Genomic DNA, 18339 nt, shown 5'->3' with positions numbered 1-18339 from the left:
AATTTTATTATATTAATAAGACATATATTATATAATAATATTAATTTTTTTTAAATAGAATTAATAAGTCTTAGGATTTGTTATTAGATTTAAAAAATTTATAGGAGATAACATGAATTATAAAAAAGTATTTGGTTTACTGTTAATTGGATTAGTTGTACTGGCAGCAATGATTATATTCATAGGTCCTGGGGAGATTATCAGTGCTCTTAAACAGGCAAATATGAATTATGTACTTCTAGCGATTATTTTACAAGTAATTACAATGATTTTATGGAATCTAAGATGGAGTGTTATCTTAGGTGGATTAAATATAGCTCATAAAAAAATAACATTATTTGCAATGTTACTTGTAGGTTTAGCAGTAAATAACTTGACACCAAGTGGTCGTGGAGGTGGAGAACCGGTTAGAGCATATTTATTAAGTAAAAATACAAATTCTTCGTTTAAAACAACATTTGCAACAGTAATGGGTGATAAATTATTTGATATATTCCCTTTTACTATACTTGCTATTATTGCAATGATTTACCTAATATTTACAGTACATTTAAGTATAGTTATGCTTGCTACATTGATTTTTGCAATTATATTATTTGTTGCATTACTCATATTCATAGTATATATTTGTATTAATGAAACCTTTGGTGTTAGAGTTATTCGTTGGGTATTTAGACAGTTAAATAAAGTTATAAAACGTAATATTGAACCTTATGAAATAAAGATATTAAATTCACTTAAAGGATTTCAAACAAGTCTTTTATATCTATTGAAGAATAAGCAGATATTTGTATCTGCAATTTTTATATCTTTCATTGCATGGTTTTTAGAAATTATGAGAATGTATATTGTATTTATGGCATTTGGAGTTCAAGTATCAATAGGTATGGTAGCAGCAGTATTTTTATTATCTACACTTGTGGGTATGATTCCTACATTACCTGGGGGATTAGGTGCTATTGATGGAGTAATGATTCTAGTATATTCTTTATCAGGAATACCACCATTTATTAGTACAGCAGTAACTCTTGTTGAAAGACTAATATCATTCTGGATGGTTTCAGTGTTAGGTTTATTAACCCTTCCATATTTTGGTACGGGAGTGTTAGATGAAGTAGATATTAATTAGAAAACAAAAAAAATATTTTATTTTTTATCTTTTTTTTTAGAAAAATTTAGGAGTATTTAATTATGAAATTACCAATAATAGAAGATACATATGCAGAAGCATTTAATACAAAAGCAGCTCATTTGTTAATTACTGCTGCAACAAAGAATCTAGCATTCACTGCTGCAACAGAAGCAACAGGATTTGCAACATCATTTATAGGATGTCCAGCAGAGGCTGGAATTGATAAGTACATATCACCTGATAAAACACCAGATAATAGGCCAGGTTATTCCATTATAATTTGTCAAAATAAGATAAAACAGGTTGAACAACAACTATTAGAACGTATTGGACAGTGTGTATTAACTACTGCAACAACCTCTGTATTTAATTTATTACCTGATTGTGATAATAATACAAATCTTGGATTTAAATTAGCATTTTTTGCTGATGGATATCAGGAAAAAGTAGAGAAATATGGAAAAACATTGTATAAAATTCCAATAATGTCTGGAGATTTTCTAATAGAAGAAGATTTTGGAATAACAAATGCAGTGGCTGGTGGTAATTTATTTATCATGGCAAAAACACAACAAAGTGCGTTAGTAGCTGCAGAAGCAGCAGTTAATGCAATAAAAGAAATTTCTGGAGTTATATGTCCATTTCCTGGAGGAATAGTTGCATCTGGTTCTAAGGTTGGATCTAAAAAGTATAAATTTATGAATGCAACTACAAATGAAGGGTATTGTCCAACATTAAAGGATAGAATATCTGATTCTAAATTACCAGAAGATGCAGAAGGTGTTTATGAAATAGTATTTGATGGATTAACCGAAGAATCCATATCTAAAGCTACACAAGTAGCAATTAAAGCCATAAAAACAATACCGGGGGTAATTAAAATATCTGCCGGTAATTATGGTGGAAATCTTGGAAAATATAAGATAAATCTCATAGAATAAGGGAGTTTTTGATAATATGAAAGGGGTATTAACACCTATTGAAATGAAAGCAGTGGATAGAAATACAGAATATAATCATATACCAACAATAGTATTGATGGAAAATGCTGGTTCAAGTATAGCAGGATATATAATGAATAATTTTCCAGATAAAAAGAAAATTTCCATATATTGTGGTACTGGTGGAAATGGTGGGGATGGATTTGTTATTGCACGACATTTATTAAATCAGGGTTATAAAATACATTTATTTCTATTATCTAAACCTGAGAATATTAAAAATAAGGATTCAAAAACTAATTGGAAATCAATTAACTTAATATCTAAAACTGATAAAAATCTTAAATTATCCAAAATTACAGATTCTAGTCAATTAAATCCAGATAATTCTGATATAATTATAGATGCAATATTGGGAACAGGTGTTAATGGGAGATTAAGAGAACCTATATCATCTGCTATTGATAATATTAATTATTCACCAGCAATAGTAATATCAGTGGATGTTCCATCAGGTTTAAATCCAGAAGATGGTGTAGTTTATGATAAATCAGTTGTTGCACATACAACATTAACACTTCATAAACCAAAAACTGGATTAAAACTTGCAGATAATAAATATGTTGGAAATATTGAAGTATTGGATATTGGAATTCCTTTAGTATCAGAGGAATATACAGGAGTAGGTGATTTACTTAAATTAAAAACTCCAAGTACATCTTCACATAAGGGTGAAAATGGTTCTGTTTTAATTATTGGATCAAATCCTGATTATATTGGAGCAGTTATATTTGCAGCAGAAGCTGCTATTTCACGCGGTGTGGATTTAGTATTTATTGTAGCTCCTGAATCCTCTGCAAAAATAATAAAACAATATAATCCAGAGTACATTGTTAAAAGTATTGAGGGGGATGTATTAAATATGGATGGTTATCCTATTATATCTGAATTAATAGATAGGGTAGATTCAATATTAATTGGTTCTGGCGCAGGTCTTTCAAGTCAAACTGGTGAATTATTTAATAAGATAGTAACTTCTACTGATAAAAAAATAGTAATTGATGCTGATGCTTTAAAATTAGTTGATAAACAGAATATAATCGATTCAAATACTTTAGTAACACCACATACACGTGAATTTAAGGAATTTTTCGGATGTGATCTTCCTGATAAAAGAGATGATAAAATTAAACTTTTAGAAAAATTATCAAAGGAATATAATACTGTTATTTTATTGAAGGGTGTTGTTGATATTGTAGTATCACCTGATGATTATAAATTAAATAGTACTGGTAATCAAGGTATGACTGTTGGTGGTACTGGAGATTTACTTGCAGGTTTATGTGTAGGTATTTCAACAAGAAATACTCTTTATGAATCTGCATATATTTCAGCATTCATATTAGGTAATGCTGGTGATAAATTAGTTGAAGAGTATGGATTTAATTATACATCTAGTGATTTATTAAAGATTATTTAGAATATAATTGATAATAATACAAGAAGTATAGTTCCTAAAATTCCTCCAAAACCTGAAATTAGTATGGTTATAAGGTTAATTGGTATGTGAATACCTGGTATTATATTAACAATAACTAGCGTAATCCATCCCATAGCAAGGTGTGTTATTATTTTTAAAATAGTGTCACCATTTTCTATTAGGAGTTTAAGTCCAATAATTGCTATTAGTATGAGTATGAGTAATGTTATTAATTCAATTAACATATTTTATTCCTCCTTACTTTTTTTATAGATTTTATTTTTAATTCATATATATATTTATATCATGTCTTAAATAATTAGTAATTAATTGTAATGAATGTTTTTCATAGACAGGAGGTGTTAAATTTAGGCTCACTTAAATATATGGTTTTCAATTCTTTAATTGGGGAAATAGCTATTGTATGGGATAAAAATGAAATAATAAAACAAGTGGTACTTCCAGATTCAAAGAGTCGAAAACACAATTATGGGGACATACAATATCATGGAGTTTTACATGAAGTACATCCAAGTAAATACATATTAAAAATCATGTCAAATATTAAAGAAATTATTATGGGACATGATATTAAATTTGAATTAAATCAATTAGATTTAAATGATCTTACACAATTTCAAAGAGAAGTACTATTAAAACAAAATGAAATACCATATGGAATGGTAACTACATATAAGAAATTAGCACAATTAATAGGACGACCTAAAAGTGCAAGACCAGTAGCAAATACCCTTGCATCCAATCCATTTCCATTGATAATTCCATGTCATAGAACAGTAAAATCTGATTGGACATTAGGTGGATATAATGGAAGAAAAGATGGTTATTTTAAAAGATTCATACTAGAGAATGAGGGAATTCGATTTGAGGATGATGTAATCAAACAACAGTATCGTTATCCACAAGAAGATGTGGAAAGTATGAATAAAATCTAATTTTTTTTAAATATATAACTTATAACTTATTACAAATAACTTATAACATATACTAAAAAATAAATTCAACTATACAAAAACAATTACAAAAAATAAAAAGAAGAAAAAAAAAGAAAATCTAAATTTTTTCATCCTCATCGAGAGCTAATCTCATTGTATCAGAATCTTGAGGTAAGTATCTGAGGAAATCTTCAGCAGCTCTTCTAACATCAGATGAACCAATAATATATCTTCCAGCAATAATAATATTAGCACCATTAGCTAAGGCAGTATCAACTTTTTCAGGAGTTACTCCACCAGCAACAGCAATTAAACCTCGTTTACCAAGTTTAGATTTAATATCTTTGATGTTACCCCATTCAGATTGTTGTTCACCATCATTATCTCTCATAGTCTCAGAATCAATATTTCTGTGTAATAAAACTATATTAGGTTTTAATTTAAGTTCTTCAAGTTTGGAAGGAATATCACTTACATTCATCATATCAAGAATAGAGTAAATTCCTTGTTTAGAACATTCATGGATAGCTTTCTCAATGGATTCATTGGTTCCAAGACCAGAAATAGCAACAGCATCAGCTGTTTCATCAGCAGCCATTTTAACTTCTACTCTACCAACGTCTAAAGTTTTAAGATCAGCAATAATGAAAGCACCCGGTCTTTCTTCTCTTATTTTACTGATAATTTCAACACCAAATTTTTTAACTAAAGGTGTACCTGCTTCAATAAGAATTCTTTCACGTTTAGGTAAATCTCTTATAATACTACGCATTCTATCTTCATTATCAAGATCTAATGCAACTTGTAAGTAAGGTGGGTTCCATAATTTCATAGCTTTGAATCCCATAATTGGATGTGTTCCTCTGTCTTTTTCAGCTAAAACCTTATCAACAGAAGGATATTTATCAAATGCACGTTTAATAGCTAATTTAGTAGCACCATAATTGTATTGGTATATTTTACGGTAATCCTTAGCAGAAGGATCAATAAATACATTAACCATCAATACAATATCTTCCACAATATCCTTTGGAATTATTTCTTCTTCAACAGCATCTGCTACAGCACGACCAACAGCAGTTTGAGCTGGACCAAATATTTTACTTGCATCATCTAGATTTTGTACAGTTACTTTAGGTACAATAAGAGTAGCAGGTTTAGTAGGTAAGTTTGGTCTAATAACAGATAATAAAGGAGTATGACCAACACTCATACTTGCCATGTTAGTTGCAAAAGCAGTACCAACAGGTCCTTGTTTACTACCAACTATAAGATCAATATGTGCTAATTCAGGTCCATCACCAATTAAAGCTTCACCTATCTCATATATATCAGACATTAATTATATTCTCCATTTTATTCAATTATAATCTTTTTTCCATCACAAGATGTATGAATTATAAAAAAAAGTTTTTCAATAATATTATATTTATATATTTATAATTATATATTTTCACTAATAAAAATTATTTCTTATCAACAAAAAAAAATACAAAACTAAATAAACAAAACTCCAAAAAAATTATATTAATTAAAAAAAAAGATGTGGGAAAAAATGAAACAATACACTGCAAATCTATTAGTAGATGGAATAGTTCAAGGAGTAGGATTTAGACCTACAATATACAGGCTAGCAAAAGTAATGAAACTAAATGGTTATGTACGAAACATGGGAAACATAGTAGAAATAGTAGTACAAGGAACATACGATGATATAAAACTTTTTATAGATCAAATACAAGAACATAAACCAATAAGATCTGAAATAAATAATATACACGTAGATATACACGAACAAACAACACCAAAATACAATGACTTCACAATAGTAAATAGTAGTAATGAAATATCAGGAACAGCAGTAATACCACCAGATATGAGTATATGTGATGAATGTCTAGATGAAATATTAGATACAAACAATCAACACTACTATTATCCATTTACAGCATGTACAAACTGTGGGCCAAGATTTACAATAATAGATGAAGTACCATATGATAGAAAAAATACAACAATGAAGAAATTCCCACTATGTAAACATTGTAATCAAGAATATACAAACCCACTAGATAGAAGATATCATGCAGAAGCAACATGTTGTCCAGATTGTGGACCAGAGGTGTATTTGTATAAGGATGGAAAAATACCTACAAGAGATCCAATAAGACAAACAAGTCAACTAATAGATGAGGGAAACATAATAGCAATAAAAGGAATAGGTGGAACACATCTTGTATGTAAAACATCAACAGATGATGCAATAGAAAAATTAAGAGAAAGATTAGGGAGAAAAACACAACCATTCGCATGCATGACACCAGATATACAAACAGCAAGTTTATTTGTTACATACACACAACAAGAAAAAGAAGTTCTACAATCAGTAGCAAAACCAATAGTAGTACTAAATAAATCCCCTGAATACAATCTATCACCACAACTATCACCTAATCTACATAATCAAGGGGTAATGTTGCCATATACAGGACTACATCATTTACTATTTAAGTACACATTAGAACCAGCATATGTGATGACATCAGCAAACATGCCTGGAAATCCAATGTTAATAGATAATAAAGAAATAACAACTAAATTAGAAGATATAGCAGACTACTATCTCTTACATGATAGAAAAATACTAAACAGGTGTGATGATAGTGTAATTCGATTCAGAAATAACAAACCCTCATTTATAAGAAGATCAAGAGGATATGTACCAAAACCTTTTGACTTTACAAAAATAAACACAACAAAAAATATACTAGCACTTGGACCAGAACTAGATGTAACATTTTCAATATTAAAAGAAGGAAAATGTTATCCATCCCAACACATAGGAAACACATCAAAATACAAAACACTAGAATTTATGAAAGATGCAATAAAACACCTTCTAAAACTAACAAGAACGGATAAAATAGATTACATAGTAGCAGATATGCATCCAGAATTTAACACAACAAAACTAGCAAAAGAACTATCAAAAAAATACAATACAGAACTCATACAAGTACAACATCATCATGCACATGCAGCAAGCCTAATGTCAGAACATCAATTGGATGAAATGGTAGCAATAACAGCAGATGGAGTAGGATACGGGGAAGATGGAAATATATGGGGTGGAGAAGTCCTATATTTAAATAACACTGGAGAATATAAAAATCATGGAGGACTCACACTACAACCAATGCCTGGAGGAGATCTAAGTACAAAATATCCAATAAGAATGGCAATGGGAATACTATATAATATCATGGATACTGAAGAATTAAGAAACCTTATGAAAACAGATTATTCAGATTACTTTAAATATGGAGAAAAAGAAGTAGATATAACATTAAAACAACTAGAAAACAACTTCAACACAGCACAAACAAGTAGTATGGGGAGAGTACTTGATAGTATAAGTGTTCTTTTAGGAATTAGTAAAAATAGGGGATATGAAGGAGAATGTTCAATGAAACTAGAATCAGTAGCAAGAGAAGGATTTGATCTACTGAAAATAGAACCAATATATGAAATTAAAAATAACAAAACCCTAATAAACACAAGTAAACTACTATATGAAGTAGTAAAACTAATGAAAAGTGGTGTAGGTATAGATGAAATAGCATGTGCAGCACAAAGAACATTAGCAGAAGCACTATCAAAAATAGCCATAAACACAGCAAAAGCATACAATACAAAAATAATTGGAGTAACAGGCGGAGTATTTTACAATGAATACATATCAAAAGTAGTTAAAGAAACACTAACAAATGAAGGATACACATACATACAACACAAACAAACATGTCCAGGAGATGGAAGTGTATCAATGGGACAATGTGCAATAGCAGGATGGAAAACACAAGAATAAAAAAAATAAGTGTTACAAAGTAGTAACACAACATCCATCCTTTTCAACAATAATAGTATGCTCAGTCTGAGCAACCATACCATCAGTTTTTTCTTTCAAAGCATTGTATGGATAAATAGATCTAGAAGAAATTAAAGGACGTATAGCCCTATTTAATCTATGTTCATCATAAACTTCAAGTAAATGTCTTCTAGCAAAAGGGAAATAACATAAATTATTTCCAATATAATTAAGTAAATGTTTAGAATCAGGTTGTCTCATAGGCCTATTTCTAAGGAAAGAATAAATATAATGCTGGGGAATATCATTTACCAAACCAACACCATTAGTAGCAAAAGGTTCAACAGCAATATGATCTCCCTCTTTTAACTCATGATTACTACCATCTGGATAATTAGGAATGGAAAGACCAGCATGTAAATTATTCTGCTCTAAACTATGGCCAGTAAGATTAACAATAGGATTATATCCAAGATCATTCATAGTTTTTTGAACTTCGTAACCAATTTCATTTAAAGTAACTCCCTCTTTTATAATACTAATAGCATTTTCTAATGCACAACTAGAAGCATTAATAATAGCATGTCTTTCTTCAATTTCATCCTCGCTAACAACAGGATTACCATCATCTAATCGACCTGGCATATTATAAGCTTTACCCTCCTCATCAACAAGTTCTCCATTATCGCCCTCAACAATAACAGTAACAGCAGTATCAGAAATATAACCATCAACTTCAGCTCCAAGATCAATCTTTACAATATCACCATAACAAAATCGTGTATCATCACTAGGAGCAGAAGTATAATGAGCAGCTATTTGGTTGATAGAAACATTACATGGGAAAGATAATCCAGCACCAGTACTTTTAATTTCTGATTCAATCCACTCCACAAGATCAATTACTTTCATACCTGCAGTAATTTTCTTTACAGCCTCTTTTCTAACTTTTGATGCAATTTTTCCTGCTTTTTCATATTTTTCAAACATTAATATCACGGTCTAAATTTTTAAAACTAATTATATTTTTACTATATTTATTAATTTAAATATATACTCTTATAAAAGTATAATTAATTAGATAAATAATATAATAGTAACAAGTAATGAATTTACTAAAAATAAAAAATAAAAGAGGTTAAATTATGAATATAGCCTTCACTGAAGAACAATTGATGATAATTATTCTGTCATTACTTTTTGTAATAGCTATAATAGTAATAGTTATAGAATGGCGAAAAAATGCAGTCTCTAAAAACAACGTTCTACTACTTGAGAAAAAAACAGAACTTAAGAAAATAGAACTTGTTGAAAAAGATTTAGAAAATAAAAGAAGAAAAGAAGACATGTCCGACTTATCAGAAGAAGATCAGGAAAGACTAAGACAAATCAGAATAAACACTGCTGAAATCATAGGAAAAGTGGGTCTATTAAATACTGAAGTAACAGAAAAGGTAGAACAATTAGAAGCAAAAAGTGAACTATTAAAACTTCAAAAATTATCAGAACAACTCAGTAAAAAAGAAGAAGAAATAGAAAAAGCTCTAAAAAAATAAAGGAAGTTAAAATATGGAAGCAGCATCAATTCTTGCTATAATAATATTAATAATAGCAATATTAATAATGATATATTACTATCTGCAAATTACCAACAACCAAATATACCAAAATATTCATTCACAAGCTACAGGCATATCCTCAAGAGTAGGACAAGAAGAATACTTTACAAACATCACAGATAAAATGAATGATTTTAGTGGAAAAATCAAAGATAGAATACAAGATGAAGAAGATGAAGAACATATATCTAAAGCAGATGTAATTTCAAATAAAATAGATCAATTTATTGATGAACAAAGTGAACAAGTAATAGCAGATTGGGATTTAGTAACACACAAAGACTTAGATTCAATAATAGAAAAATATGATTCAATTGAAAAAGATCTCAATCAATACAAACAAGACAACAATAACAGAGTAGAAACAATAGAATCAAGATTGGATGATATTGATAAAAAACTTGAAGAAATGGAATAAATAACTTATTCCAACATCTTTTTTTTAGAAACGTGCAACAATCCAATTAATAGGACAAAATAATTGTCGCGCACACTTTATTAAGATAAAAAAAGTATTAATAAAATTAAAAAAAATAAGATATTGTATCATAATAATTTAAATATTATGGCATGCTGAGAGTAACCCACCTCATGTTTTTTGCAGTATTTATCTTAGCAAGATACCTTTTGTCATATTATAACAACAATAGAACATAAACTCTAAGAGAATAATATTCTCTATCACCATAAATGACAATATTTACTTTTGCACTCCATGGATTGATCGTTTCATCGATTATCTATGTTTGGCATCATCAACCTAATTGTATCATCTTTCAAAACCAGATTAAGATCTATCGTATCGTTTCTATATCAGTATCACACTTCTCAGTGTATGTCAATTAAGAACATCATGGTTTTATATAGTGGATGGAGTTTCCTCAGTGAAATTCACCGTTAACTGCACTTCAGCTTACCACAAATCTAAATATAAATTAAAGATAGCAGGGCCTAGATTTGAACTAGGGCTCTCGGGGTTATGAGCCCCGCGGGATCACCAGACTACCCCACCCTGCTATAGAATAAAATAGTCAACTCTAACTAAGAGCTATATTATAGTTTATTCCTAACTTATATATAAAGATTGCTATTTTAATATTATATCTTCAAGAATGTTACACTTGAAATCATTGACTACATTCCTAAATTTATTGTTCTGTCATGTCTTTAATTCTTTTTTCTATTTGATTTAATATTGTAACAGAATATATTCCAGCTCCATAACCATTATCTATATTCATAGTGGCAATTCCAGGTGCACATGATTGTAGCATAGCAAATAATGCTGTGAATCCTTTTTCACCTACTCCATATCCTGTTGATGTTGGAACTGCAACTACTGGAATGTCTACAATTCCTGCTACAACTGATGGTAATGCTCCTTCCATTCCTGCTATTGTAATGATAATATCTGTTTTTTTATCAATAAGATATGTGATTTTATCTATTAATCTATGTATTCCTGCAACTCCTACATCATATGTTGGTATAGTTTTATAACCTGCTTGTTCTATTGTTATTCTGGCTTCCTCTGCTATTGGAACATCTGCAGTTCCTGCTGTAATTATGCCAACTGTACCTTTTTTTTCCTTTGGAGTTGTTTTATTAATAGTTAATATACATGCTTCTTTGTAGTATGTTCCATTTTTTAAAACGTTTTTGTTTAACTGATATTTTATTCTATTAAAACGTTCTTCTGGTAATCTTGTTATCATTAAATGTTTTGTAAAATCAATATTGTTGATTATGTTTATTAGGTCCTCATCGGTTTTTCCTTGTGAATAAATAGCTTCAGGAACACCAACTCTTATTTCTCGCATAGTATCAAACTTAACATGACTACCCATTTCTTGTATTTGCATGATTTTTAATTTATCTTCAGCATCTGAAATAGAAATTTTGCCATCAATTAATTCTTTTAATATATTTTTCATAAAACTCCTCAATTTAGATATTTATCATGTTTTCAGCATTCTTATTTAATTTAATATTTATTATTAATCTTAATTATTTTACTATTAAATATATTATTGATTAATTCAATATTTATAATATAATTTAGGTCATAATTTTAGAAGGTTTTTAAATGAAGATTGATACACATATTCATAGTAAGTATTCAAAAGATTCAATTACTCCTCTTGAGAACATTATTAAATACAGTAAAAAAATAGGTCTTAATGCAATAGCTATAACAGATCATGATGAAATAAAAGGTACTTGGGCTATTAGAGAATTAGAACATGATGATTTGTTATTAATTCCTGGTGAGGAAGTTAGTACTTCAAAAGGTCATATTGTTGCTTTGGGAATAACTGATTATATAAAACCTCTTCAATCACCAGAAGAAACAATTGACGAAATTCATGATAATGCTGGAATTGCTATAGCAGCACACCCGTATTGTTATTATAGGAGTGGTCTTGGTAATATTACACAATCATTAGATGTTGATGCTATGGAAACGAAAAATTCAAGATATATTCTTGGAATATCTAATTATCTTAGTAAAAAAGTTTCTAATAAAAATAATATTCCTGAGATTGGAGCGAGTGATGCTCATTTTGTTGAGGGAATAGGATGTTGTTATACTGAGATTCCTGTAACTGATTCTGTGGATACATTGTTAAAATATATTAAAAAGGGTAAAAGTACTGCTCATGGTAAACGTACACCTATGGATCTTATTATTCGGGAAGTTATTAGAAAGAAAGGTCATAGAACTAAACCTAAAGAAAATTAATTTAAAAAGAATAAATTCCCCTTATAATGTTTAGATAACGAATGTCTCTAGTTATAATGGGAGATTGTTTTGACTTTGTAATGATTGGTTTAATTGCCATCCCATATCAAAGTCTATTTGTATTATATTATTTTGTACATATACTTCTACTGCACTACATCCGGAGTATAGTCTGTAATATGTTTTTTCATCCATATCTTGGTATATGTCTGTTTGTAATCCACTTGATTTTTCTAAAATATCTGCTAATTCATTAACTAACAAATCCACTAATTCATATGAAGGATTTGCTTTATAATATTTTTCTAATTTTCTTAAATCATTTTCATTAATGGTTATCATATTTTCACTATACTAGTTGTTGTTATACTGTTATTATTTAATTAATATATAAAGGTGCTTTATTTTAGATTAAACTAAATTATTAATTTTATTTTTTTGATTAACCTAAAATTATTCCGAATTTTAAATTATAATTGTGTGAAAATATGATTTTTAGTTTAGACTAACTTCACGGTAATTTTTTTGGTTTTAGTAGAATATATGTCTATCCTATGAAAAAAAGTAAAATGAAAAATTATCTTCATAATTCTTCAAATGATGGTGCATAGAATTTATCTCCAATAAAACTTGGAAATATGGCACTTAAAACTAATACTCCTGCTAATATACTGTAGATATGTTGTGGAATAATATGATTATTTAAACCATATAATGCTGCTACTAATCCAAATGTTAAACCTGTACTCATTATCATAGTAATATACATGTGGTGTTTTGATAAACTTTTTTTTACTATTGTGTATACTCCTATGAATTTTCCCACTTGTCTTACAACAAATATTAATAAAAATATTCCTATTGTTGATATTATTATAGGTATTGAAACTTTTGTTCCACCTACAATGAAGAATATTGGTGTGAATATTGTGAATGATACTGTTTGTAGTCTTGTTAGCATGTCATTTTTATTTGTATGTGTAAATTGTTTTGATAGTAGCGCTCCTAATATGAATACGGGTAATAATGCTTGTCCTCCTCCTAGTGTTGCAAAGAATATTAATATTGTTAGTAGTAGGAATATATATTTTAGTTCTATTTCATTTTTATTCATACTAAATGTTTTACTTTCAAATAGTATATCTGAATATTTATATGCAAATACTAGTATTATTATTGATGTTATTATGAAAATTAGAGTTTCTATTGTAGGTTTCATAAACAATATACTTAGTGTTGCTGCTGTACATATGTTTGTTATGAAGGTTGAACCCATTAATATTGTTCCTAATTTTTTTTCTGATAGGTTTTTATCTATTATTACAGAGTATACTATGGCTATTGATGTTTCTGAAAGTGCTGTTGCTACAAGTAATGATGATTGTTGTGGCCATGATAGTATGTAGTTACATGTTATGAATACTGTTATAAATGCTAGTAGGAATGATGCTATCCCTATACTTATACATTCTTTTAGATTTGATTTCATTATTTGTATGTTTATTTCTGTTCCTGCTAGGAATGTTAAAACCATTCCTCCAACACTTGCTATGTATATCATCCATGGTTCAACATGTAATATTCCTAGATTTCCTGCAATTACGCCCATTATTATTTCAACAATTGAAATGGATATGCTCCATTTTATGGAAATCATACTTGCTAGTATTATTAGTATTGCAAGTATAACTGGGTAAATATCACTAATCAAGTTTATAGTCTCCTTAATTTTTTTTTAAAATTAAAGATAAAATAAGTTAATTTCCTATAAATTTGCATGGTAACTCCTAATCCTATTTTGTGATTATCTGATGATTTATAGGTAAACTTAATTTTACCTTTAAAAATAGAAGTCATCATCCAGTAATCACTGGCAGTTAAATAGGTGGAACCTCATCACCTTATTTGTTATTTTTGTTGTTTATATTATTTATATATTGTTATTTTTTTATTGAGTGGATTGTTATTTTTGAGAAGTTCTATTTATTAATTGTTGTTGAAGGAGTGTGACAACTATTTTACTCTGTTAATAGTATATATTATTTGTTGTGTTATACAAACCCCGACAAATATTTAATAATTATAAAATAAGGTAACAAGAAACTTATTGAAAACACCAAAAACAGAATTGTTGCACATTCTATTATATCTATAAAAAAATGTAGTAGATGTATTTAATCTACTAAACCTTCGGTAGTTACTTTAAATACAGATTCGCCTTCAGGTAAATGAGGACTATCTACAAGACGTGCTATTCTTTTACCGGATAATCCTTTTTTAAGTAATATGCGGTATGTTGATGCGTGTCCTAAAACGTGTCCACCAACAGCTTTTGTTGGAGTTCCAAAGAATGAATCTGGTTTTGATTGTACTTGGTTTGTTATAAGAACTGCTACATTATACGTGTTTGCAATTGTTTGTAGGGTGTGTAGGTGTTGATTTAACTTTTGTTGACGTGTTGCTAATGATTCACGACCAACATATTCTGCTCTGAAGTGTGCCATTAATGAATCAATTATTATAAGTTTTATATTAACTCCACTTTGTATTAATTCATTGATTTTATCAGCCATTAAAATTTGATGTGAACTGTTAAATGCTCTTGCAACATGAATTTTTTTAAGAACTTCTTCTATATTTAATCCAAATCCTTCAGCTATTTGTTCTATCCTTTCAGGTCTAAACGTGTTTTCAGTATCAATAAATACTACTTCACCATCAAGACCACCTTCTTCTACAGGTAACTGGGTTGTAACAGATAATTCATGTGATATTTGACTTTTTCCAGATCCAAATTCACCATATACTTCAGTAATAGATTGGGTTTCTATTCCTCCTCCTATAAGTTCATCAAGACCTTTACTTCCTGTTGTTATTCTACCAACATCTTCACGTCTTTCCATTACTTCGAATGCAGTTTCAAAATCTATTTTTTCAGCTTTTCTTGCAGCTTCAATTACTTTTGCAGCTACTCCTTCACCAATTTCTACTTTTACACTAAGTTCTTTAGGTGTTGCAGTTGCTAATCTCATCATATCTGCAAATCCAGCATCTCTTAGTTTTTGTGCTGTTTTTTCTCCTACACTTGGTAAATCTTCTAATTCTGTCATTTAAATTCTCCTTGTTATTTTCATATCATTATACTACTATTACTAGTTGTCTTACATTTAACCTAATATCTTCATCATATTCATTAAAGTTTGCATTAGCTATTATTGTAACTTCATGTCCAATCATGTCTTCAAGTTTTGAAGACATTGCAGATTCATCTCCAGTTTGTTCATATATTGCTACAACTTTCTCAGTTGTTGTGCTTATAAGTTCTTCTGCATCTTTTCTGAAGAATGTTGCTTGAACAGTTCCTGTTTCATCTTGTAATGTTGTTGATATAATCATTAGATAATTTGGTTTTTCTATTTTTTCTCCACATTCATTACATATATATCCATTTTCATCTTGTGTTATTCCAATATTACAATTTGGACACATAGTATAGATGATTTTTTCACTATTAATTTCTGATATGGTTCCTTTAATTTTTATATGTTGATCATCTTCTTCTATGTCTTCAATGTATTTTTCAACATAGAGTTTATTTTCAATTTCAGTTAATGAAAGCATTTTTTCAGCTTCTTCTTGTCTTGCTGCACGTATTGTACTTCCATTTCCAATAGATAATCTTAGTTTGGTGTTTTGTCGTGTTATATTTGGATTTTCTATTATGATTGCAGAACCTTTGGTGAATTTTATTTCTGTATCATCATCCCAGAGTGATACTTGTATTTCACCAGTTTCATCAGCAACATATATTGATCTTACTCTTCCATCTCTTCCATCTGTTCTTGTAAATGTGTTTATTTCATTGATGTTAAGGATTCTTACTCTGAGTTTTGTGTTTGTTTCATTTTCTTCAAGTTGACTTATTGTTCTATCATTGTATCTGTCTTGTTCAATGTTTTCATATGATGGTAGGTTTACTATTTCTTCATCTGTAGGTGTTGTTATTCGTGAGGATTTACCTACACTTAGTTCCATTTGACCCTGTCCAATCCTTGTTCGTGCATTTTCTATTTTTATTGCATCACCAAGTTTTTCAGTGATATCTACTTTTTCATCCCAAAGTGATGTTCTTACAATTCCTGTTTCATCAGCTAATTCAATACTTTTTATTTGTCCTTTACTTCCATCTCCTCTTTCAAATTCACGAGTATCATTGGTTGTAATTATTCTTCCAACAACATCTACTTCTCTACCTTCGTCTTCATTTAAATCTAGAACGTTTTCTATTTTTACTATTCCAATTGTATCTACTAGTTCAAGTTTTTCTCTAAGTTTTGTATCAAGTTCAGGGTTAATTGTTATTGATGCATTCCAGCCAGTATTTAGTCTATATCCATCTCCAGCATAATCATCAAATTCTATGGATCCTCCTTCAATTTTGATGATATCTCCCTTTCTCATTTCAATTTCTGTTTCTTTGTTCCATAGTGTTACTCTTATAGATCCTGTCTCATCAGTTACTTCTATGCTTCTAACATGTCCTTCATTTCCATCTGTTTTTGTGAATGTTATTGTATCATAGATTTTGGTTATTGTCCCTATGATTGTTACATCTTCTTTTTCTTCAGCATAGCCTATTTTTAGGATTTCTTCTTCAAAATCTGGAACATCGTATTCATTTTTTATAATTCTTCCATTCCAACTATTGGATAATGTTATCTGATCATATCTTTGTTGTGCTCTTGCTTTTATGATTTTTATAGTATCATGTTCTTTTAGTTCTAATGTATCTACTAGTTTTGTATCTTTGTTCCATAGTGTAAATTCAAGTGTTCCTGTTTTATCCATTATTTCTAATGTAATTATCTGTAGAGTTTTTTCTCCTTTTATAATTTCACGAAGTGTTGATATTTTTTTGATTCTTACTATGATGTTGTATTCACCATCTTCAGTAATGTCTGATAGATTAGTTATTTTTTCTTCATATTTTGGTAGGGATGGATCTACTTCTTCTGGTAAAACTTGTATTGATGAGTTATTTTTCATTTGTACTTCAAGATCTCCAGTGTATCCTTTTCTTACTTCAAGATTGTTTACTTTTATAATGTTTCCTTCTTCTATACGATTCATGTATTTCATATTGTCTGTCCACATTACGACTCGTATTTTTCCACTATTATCTTCTACTGTTAGATTGGCAACTTTTCCTTCTCTACCTTTTTTTGTTGTAAATGTTTTAATGTTGGATATAGATATTAATCTTCCTTGTATGCTAATATTTCCATTTCCTTCAATAAGTGAAGATATGGGTTGTATTTGATTTGTATGTGTTTGTTGTATGTTTTCATGTTCTGCATATTTTTCTATAACCATATCAATTAATTGTTGTTGTGTAAGGAAGGGAGCATCAACATTTTCTATTTTTATATCTTCTAAATCTTTTAAGAAGTCTTTGTATGTTACTTTCTCTTTAACTTCTTGATATCTTTCTTTTATGTAGTCTTCATTTTCTCCTGTCAATTTAGATCCTCCTATGTGGGAGTTATATTAATATTTAATAATTATTATTTATAAAAAATTTAGATATATTATAATATATT

The 18339-nt window shown here is 29.0% G+C and carries 16 protein-coding genes, 1 tRNA gene, 1 other RNA gene and 1 riboswitch; of the genes, 8 read left to right on the top strand and 10 right to left on the bottom strand.

Annotation, left to right across the window (positions count from 1 at the left end):
• The first annotated feature begins 112 nt into the window (after positions 1-112).
• The 3 genes from A9758_RS04025 to A9758_RS04015 all read left to right on the top strand — a co-directional run bounded on the left by A9758_RS04025 (position 113) and on the right by A9758_RS04015 (position 3553).
• Positions 113-1129 carry a UPF0104 family protein gene (locus A9758_RS04025; RefSeq protein ID WP_011407071.1) on the top strand — a complete coding sequence of 339 codons (1017 nt, stop codon included), beginning with the start codon at positions 113-115 and terminating at the stop codon, positions 1127-1129.
• 62 nt (positions 1130-1191) lie between these two features.
• The gene (gene fhcD, locus A9758_RS04020; protein ID WP_011407070.1) at positions 1192-2073 is read left to right on the top strand and encodes a formylmethanofuran--tetrahydromethanopterin N-formyltransferase; all 882 of its coding nucleotides are present in this window, start codon (positions 1192-1194) and stop codon (positions 2071-2073) included.
• 16 nt (positions 2074-2089) lie between these two features.
• Positions 2090-3553: a bifunctional ADP-dependent NAD(P)H-hydrate dehydratase/NAD(P)H-hydrate epimerase gene (locus tag A9758_RS04015; RefSeq protein ID WP_011407069.1), complete on the top strand. Its 1464-nt coding sequence runs from the start codon at positions 2090-2092 to the stop codon at positions 3551-3553.
• On the opposite strand, the gene A9758_RS04010 is transcribed toward A9758_RS04015, so the two are convergent.
• Positions 3550-3798: a pro-sigmaK processing inhibitor BofA family protein gene (locus tag A9758_RS04010; protein WP_011407068.1), complete on the bottom strand. Its 249-nt coding sequence runs from the start codon at positions 3796-3798 to the stop codon at positions 3550-3552. The genes A9758_RS04015 and A9758_RS04010 overlap by 4 nt on opposite strands.
• A 114-nt stretch (positions 3799-3912) precedes the next feature.
• Between A9758_RS04010 and A9758_RS07470 the strand changes: the two genes are divergently transcribed.
• Positions 3913-4509, top strand: a complete 597-nt coding sequence (locus A9758_RS07470; RefSeq protein ID WP_233144175.1) for a methylated-DNA--[protein]-cysteine S-methyltransferase — start codon at positions 3913-3915, stop codon at positions 4507-4509.
• Positions 4510-4627: 118 nt separating this feature from the next.
• Here A9758_RS07470 and A9758_RS04000 read toward each other — a convergent pair whose 3' ends face one another.
• Positions 4628-5839, bottom strand: a complete 1212-nt coding sequence (locus tag A9758_RS04000) for a bifunctional 5,6,7,8-tetrahydromethanopterin hydro-lyase/3-hexulose-6-phosphate synthase (protein ID WP_048059920.1) — start codon at positions 5837-5839, stop codon at positions 4628-4630.
• Positions 5840-6064: 225 nt separating this feature from the next.
• On the opposite strand from A9758_RS04000, the gene hypF reads away from it, so the two are divergent.
• Entirely contained in the window at positions 6065-8377 is a 2313-nt protein-coding gene (gene hypF, locus A9758_RS03995) for a carbamoyltransferase HypF (protein WP_011407065.1), read from the top strand.
• Between the two features lie 12 nt (positions 8378-8389).
• On the opposite strand, the gene A9758_RS03990 is transcribed toward hypF, so the two are convergent.
• Positions 8390-9367 (bottom strand): M24 family metallopeptidase, encoded by a 978-nt coding sequence (locus A9758_RS03990; protein WP_011407064.1) that lies wholly within the window; start codon positions 9365-9367, stop codon positions 8390-8392.
• Between the two features lie 155 nt (positions 9368-9522).
• Between A9758_RS03990 and A9758_RS03985 the strand changes: the two genes are divergently transcribed.
• Together A9758_RS03985 and A9758_RS03980 are read left to right on the top strand one after the other, a co-directional pair.
• A complete protein-coding gene (locus A9758_RS03985; RefSeq protein ID WP_011407063.1) occupies positions 9523-9933 on the top strand; it encodes a hypothetical protein in 411 nt (136 codons plus the stop codon).
• 13 nt (positions 9934-9946) lie between these two features.
• Positions 9947-10414 carry a hypothetical protein gene (locus tag A9758_RS03980; protein ID WP_011407062.1) on the top strand — a complete coding sequence of 156 codons (468 nt, stop codon included), beginning with the start codon at positions 9947-9949 and terminating at the stop codon, positions 10412-10414.
• 150 nt (positions 10415-10564) lie between these two features.
• Here the strand turns inward: A9758_RS03980 and rnpB are convergent.
• From rnpB to larB, 3 genes are all read right to left on the bottom strand, one after another.
• Positions 10565-10913: RNase P RNA component (rnpB, locus tag A9758_RS03975), an RNA gene on the bottom strand.
• 25 nt (positions 10914-10938) lie between these two features.
• Positions 10939-11013: transfer RNA gene (locus tag A9758_RS03970), tRNA-Met, on the bottom strand.
• 131 nt (positions 11014-11144) lie between these two features.
• On the bottom strand, positions 11145-11930 hold the full coding sequence (larB, locus tag A9758_RS03965) for a nickel pincer cofactor biosynthesis protein LarB (protein ID WP_011407061.1): 786 nt from the start codon (positions 11928-11930) through the stop codon (positions 11145-11147).
• 152 nt (positions 11931-12082) lie between these two features.
• Here larB and A9758_RS03960 point away from each other — a divergent pair, with 152 nt between their 5' ends.
• Positions 12083-12739 carry a PHP domain-containing protein gene (locus tag A9758_RS03960; protein ID WP_011407060.1) on the top strand — a complete coding sequence of 219 codons (657 nt, stop codon included), beginning with the start codon at positions 12083-12085 and terminating at the stop codon, positions 12737-12739.
• Between the two features lie 51 nt (positions 12740-12790).
• Here A9758_RS03960 and A9758_RS03955 read toward each other — a convergent pair whose 3' ends face one another.
• From A9758_RS03955 to A9758_RS03940, 4 genes are all read right to left on the bottom strand, one after another.
• Complete coding sequence (locus A9758_RS03955; RefSeq protein WP_011407059.1) at positions 12791-13081, bottom strand: hypothetical protein; 291 nt, start codon at positions 13079-13081, stop codon at positions 12791-12793.
• Between the two features lie 241 nt (positions 13082-13322).
• Positions 13323-14450: a cation:proton antiporter gene (locus A9758_RS03950; protein ID WP_011407058.1), complete on the bottom strand. Its 1128-nt coding sequence runs from the start codon at positions 14448-14450 to the stop codon at positions 13323-13325.
• A gap of 129 nt (positions 14451-14579) precedes the next feature.
• Positions 14580-14649: riboswitch (Fluoride riboswitch) on the bottom strand.
• A 264-nt stretch (positions 14650-14913) separates the two neighbouring features.
• A complete protein-coding gene (radA, locus tag A9758_RS03945) occupies positions 14914-15849 on the bottom strand; it encodes a DNA repair and recombination protein RadA (protein ID WP_011407057.1) in 936 nt (311 codons plus the stop codon).
• Positions 15850-15877: 28 nt separating this feature from the next.
• Positions 15878-18259, bottom strand: a complete 2382-nt coding sequence (locus tag A9758_RS03940; RefSeq protein WP_011407056.1) for an OB-fold nucleic acid binding domain-containing protein — start codon at positions 18257-18259, stop codon at positions 15878-15880.
• Positions 18260-18339: the final 80 nt, after the last annotated feature.

The sequence above is a fragment of the Methanosphaera sp. A6 genome, assembly GCF_001729395.1.
GTDB classification, from domain to species: domain Archaea; phylum Methanobacteriota; class Methanobacteria; order Methanobacteriales; family Methanobacteriaceae; genus Methanosphaera; species Methanosphaera stadtmanae.
This window is presented reverse-complemented; position numbering and strand designations above follow the sequence as displayed.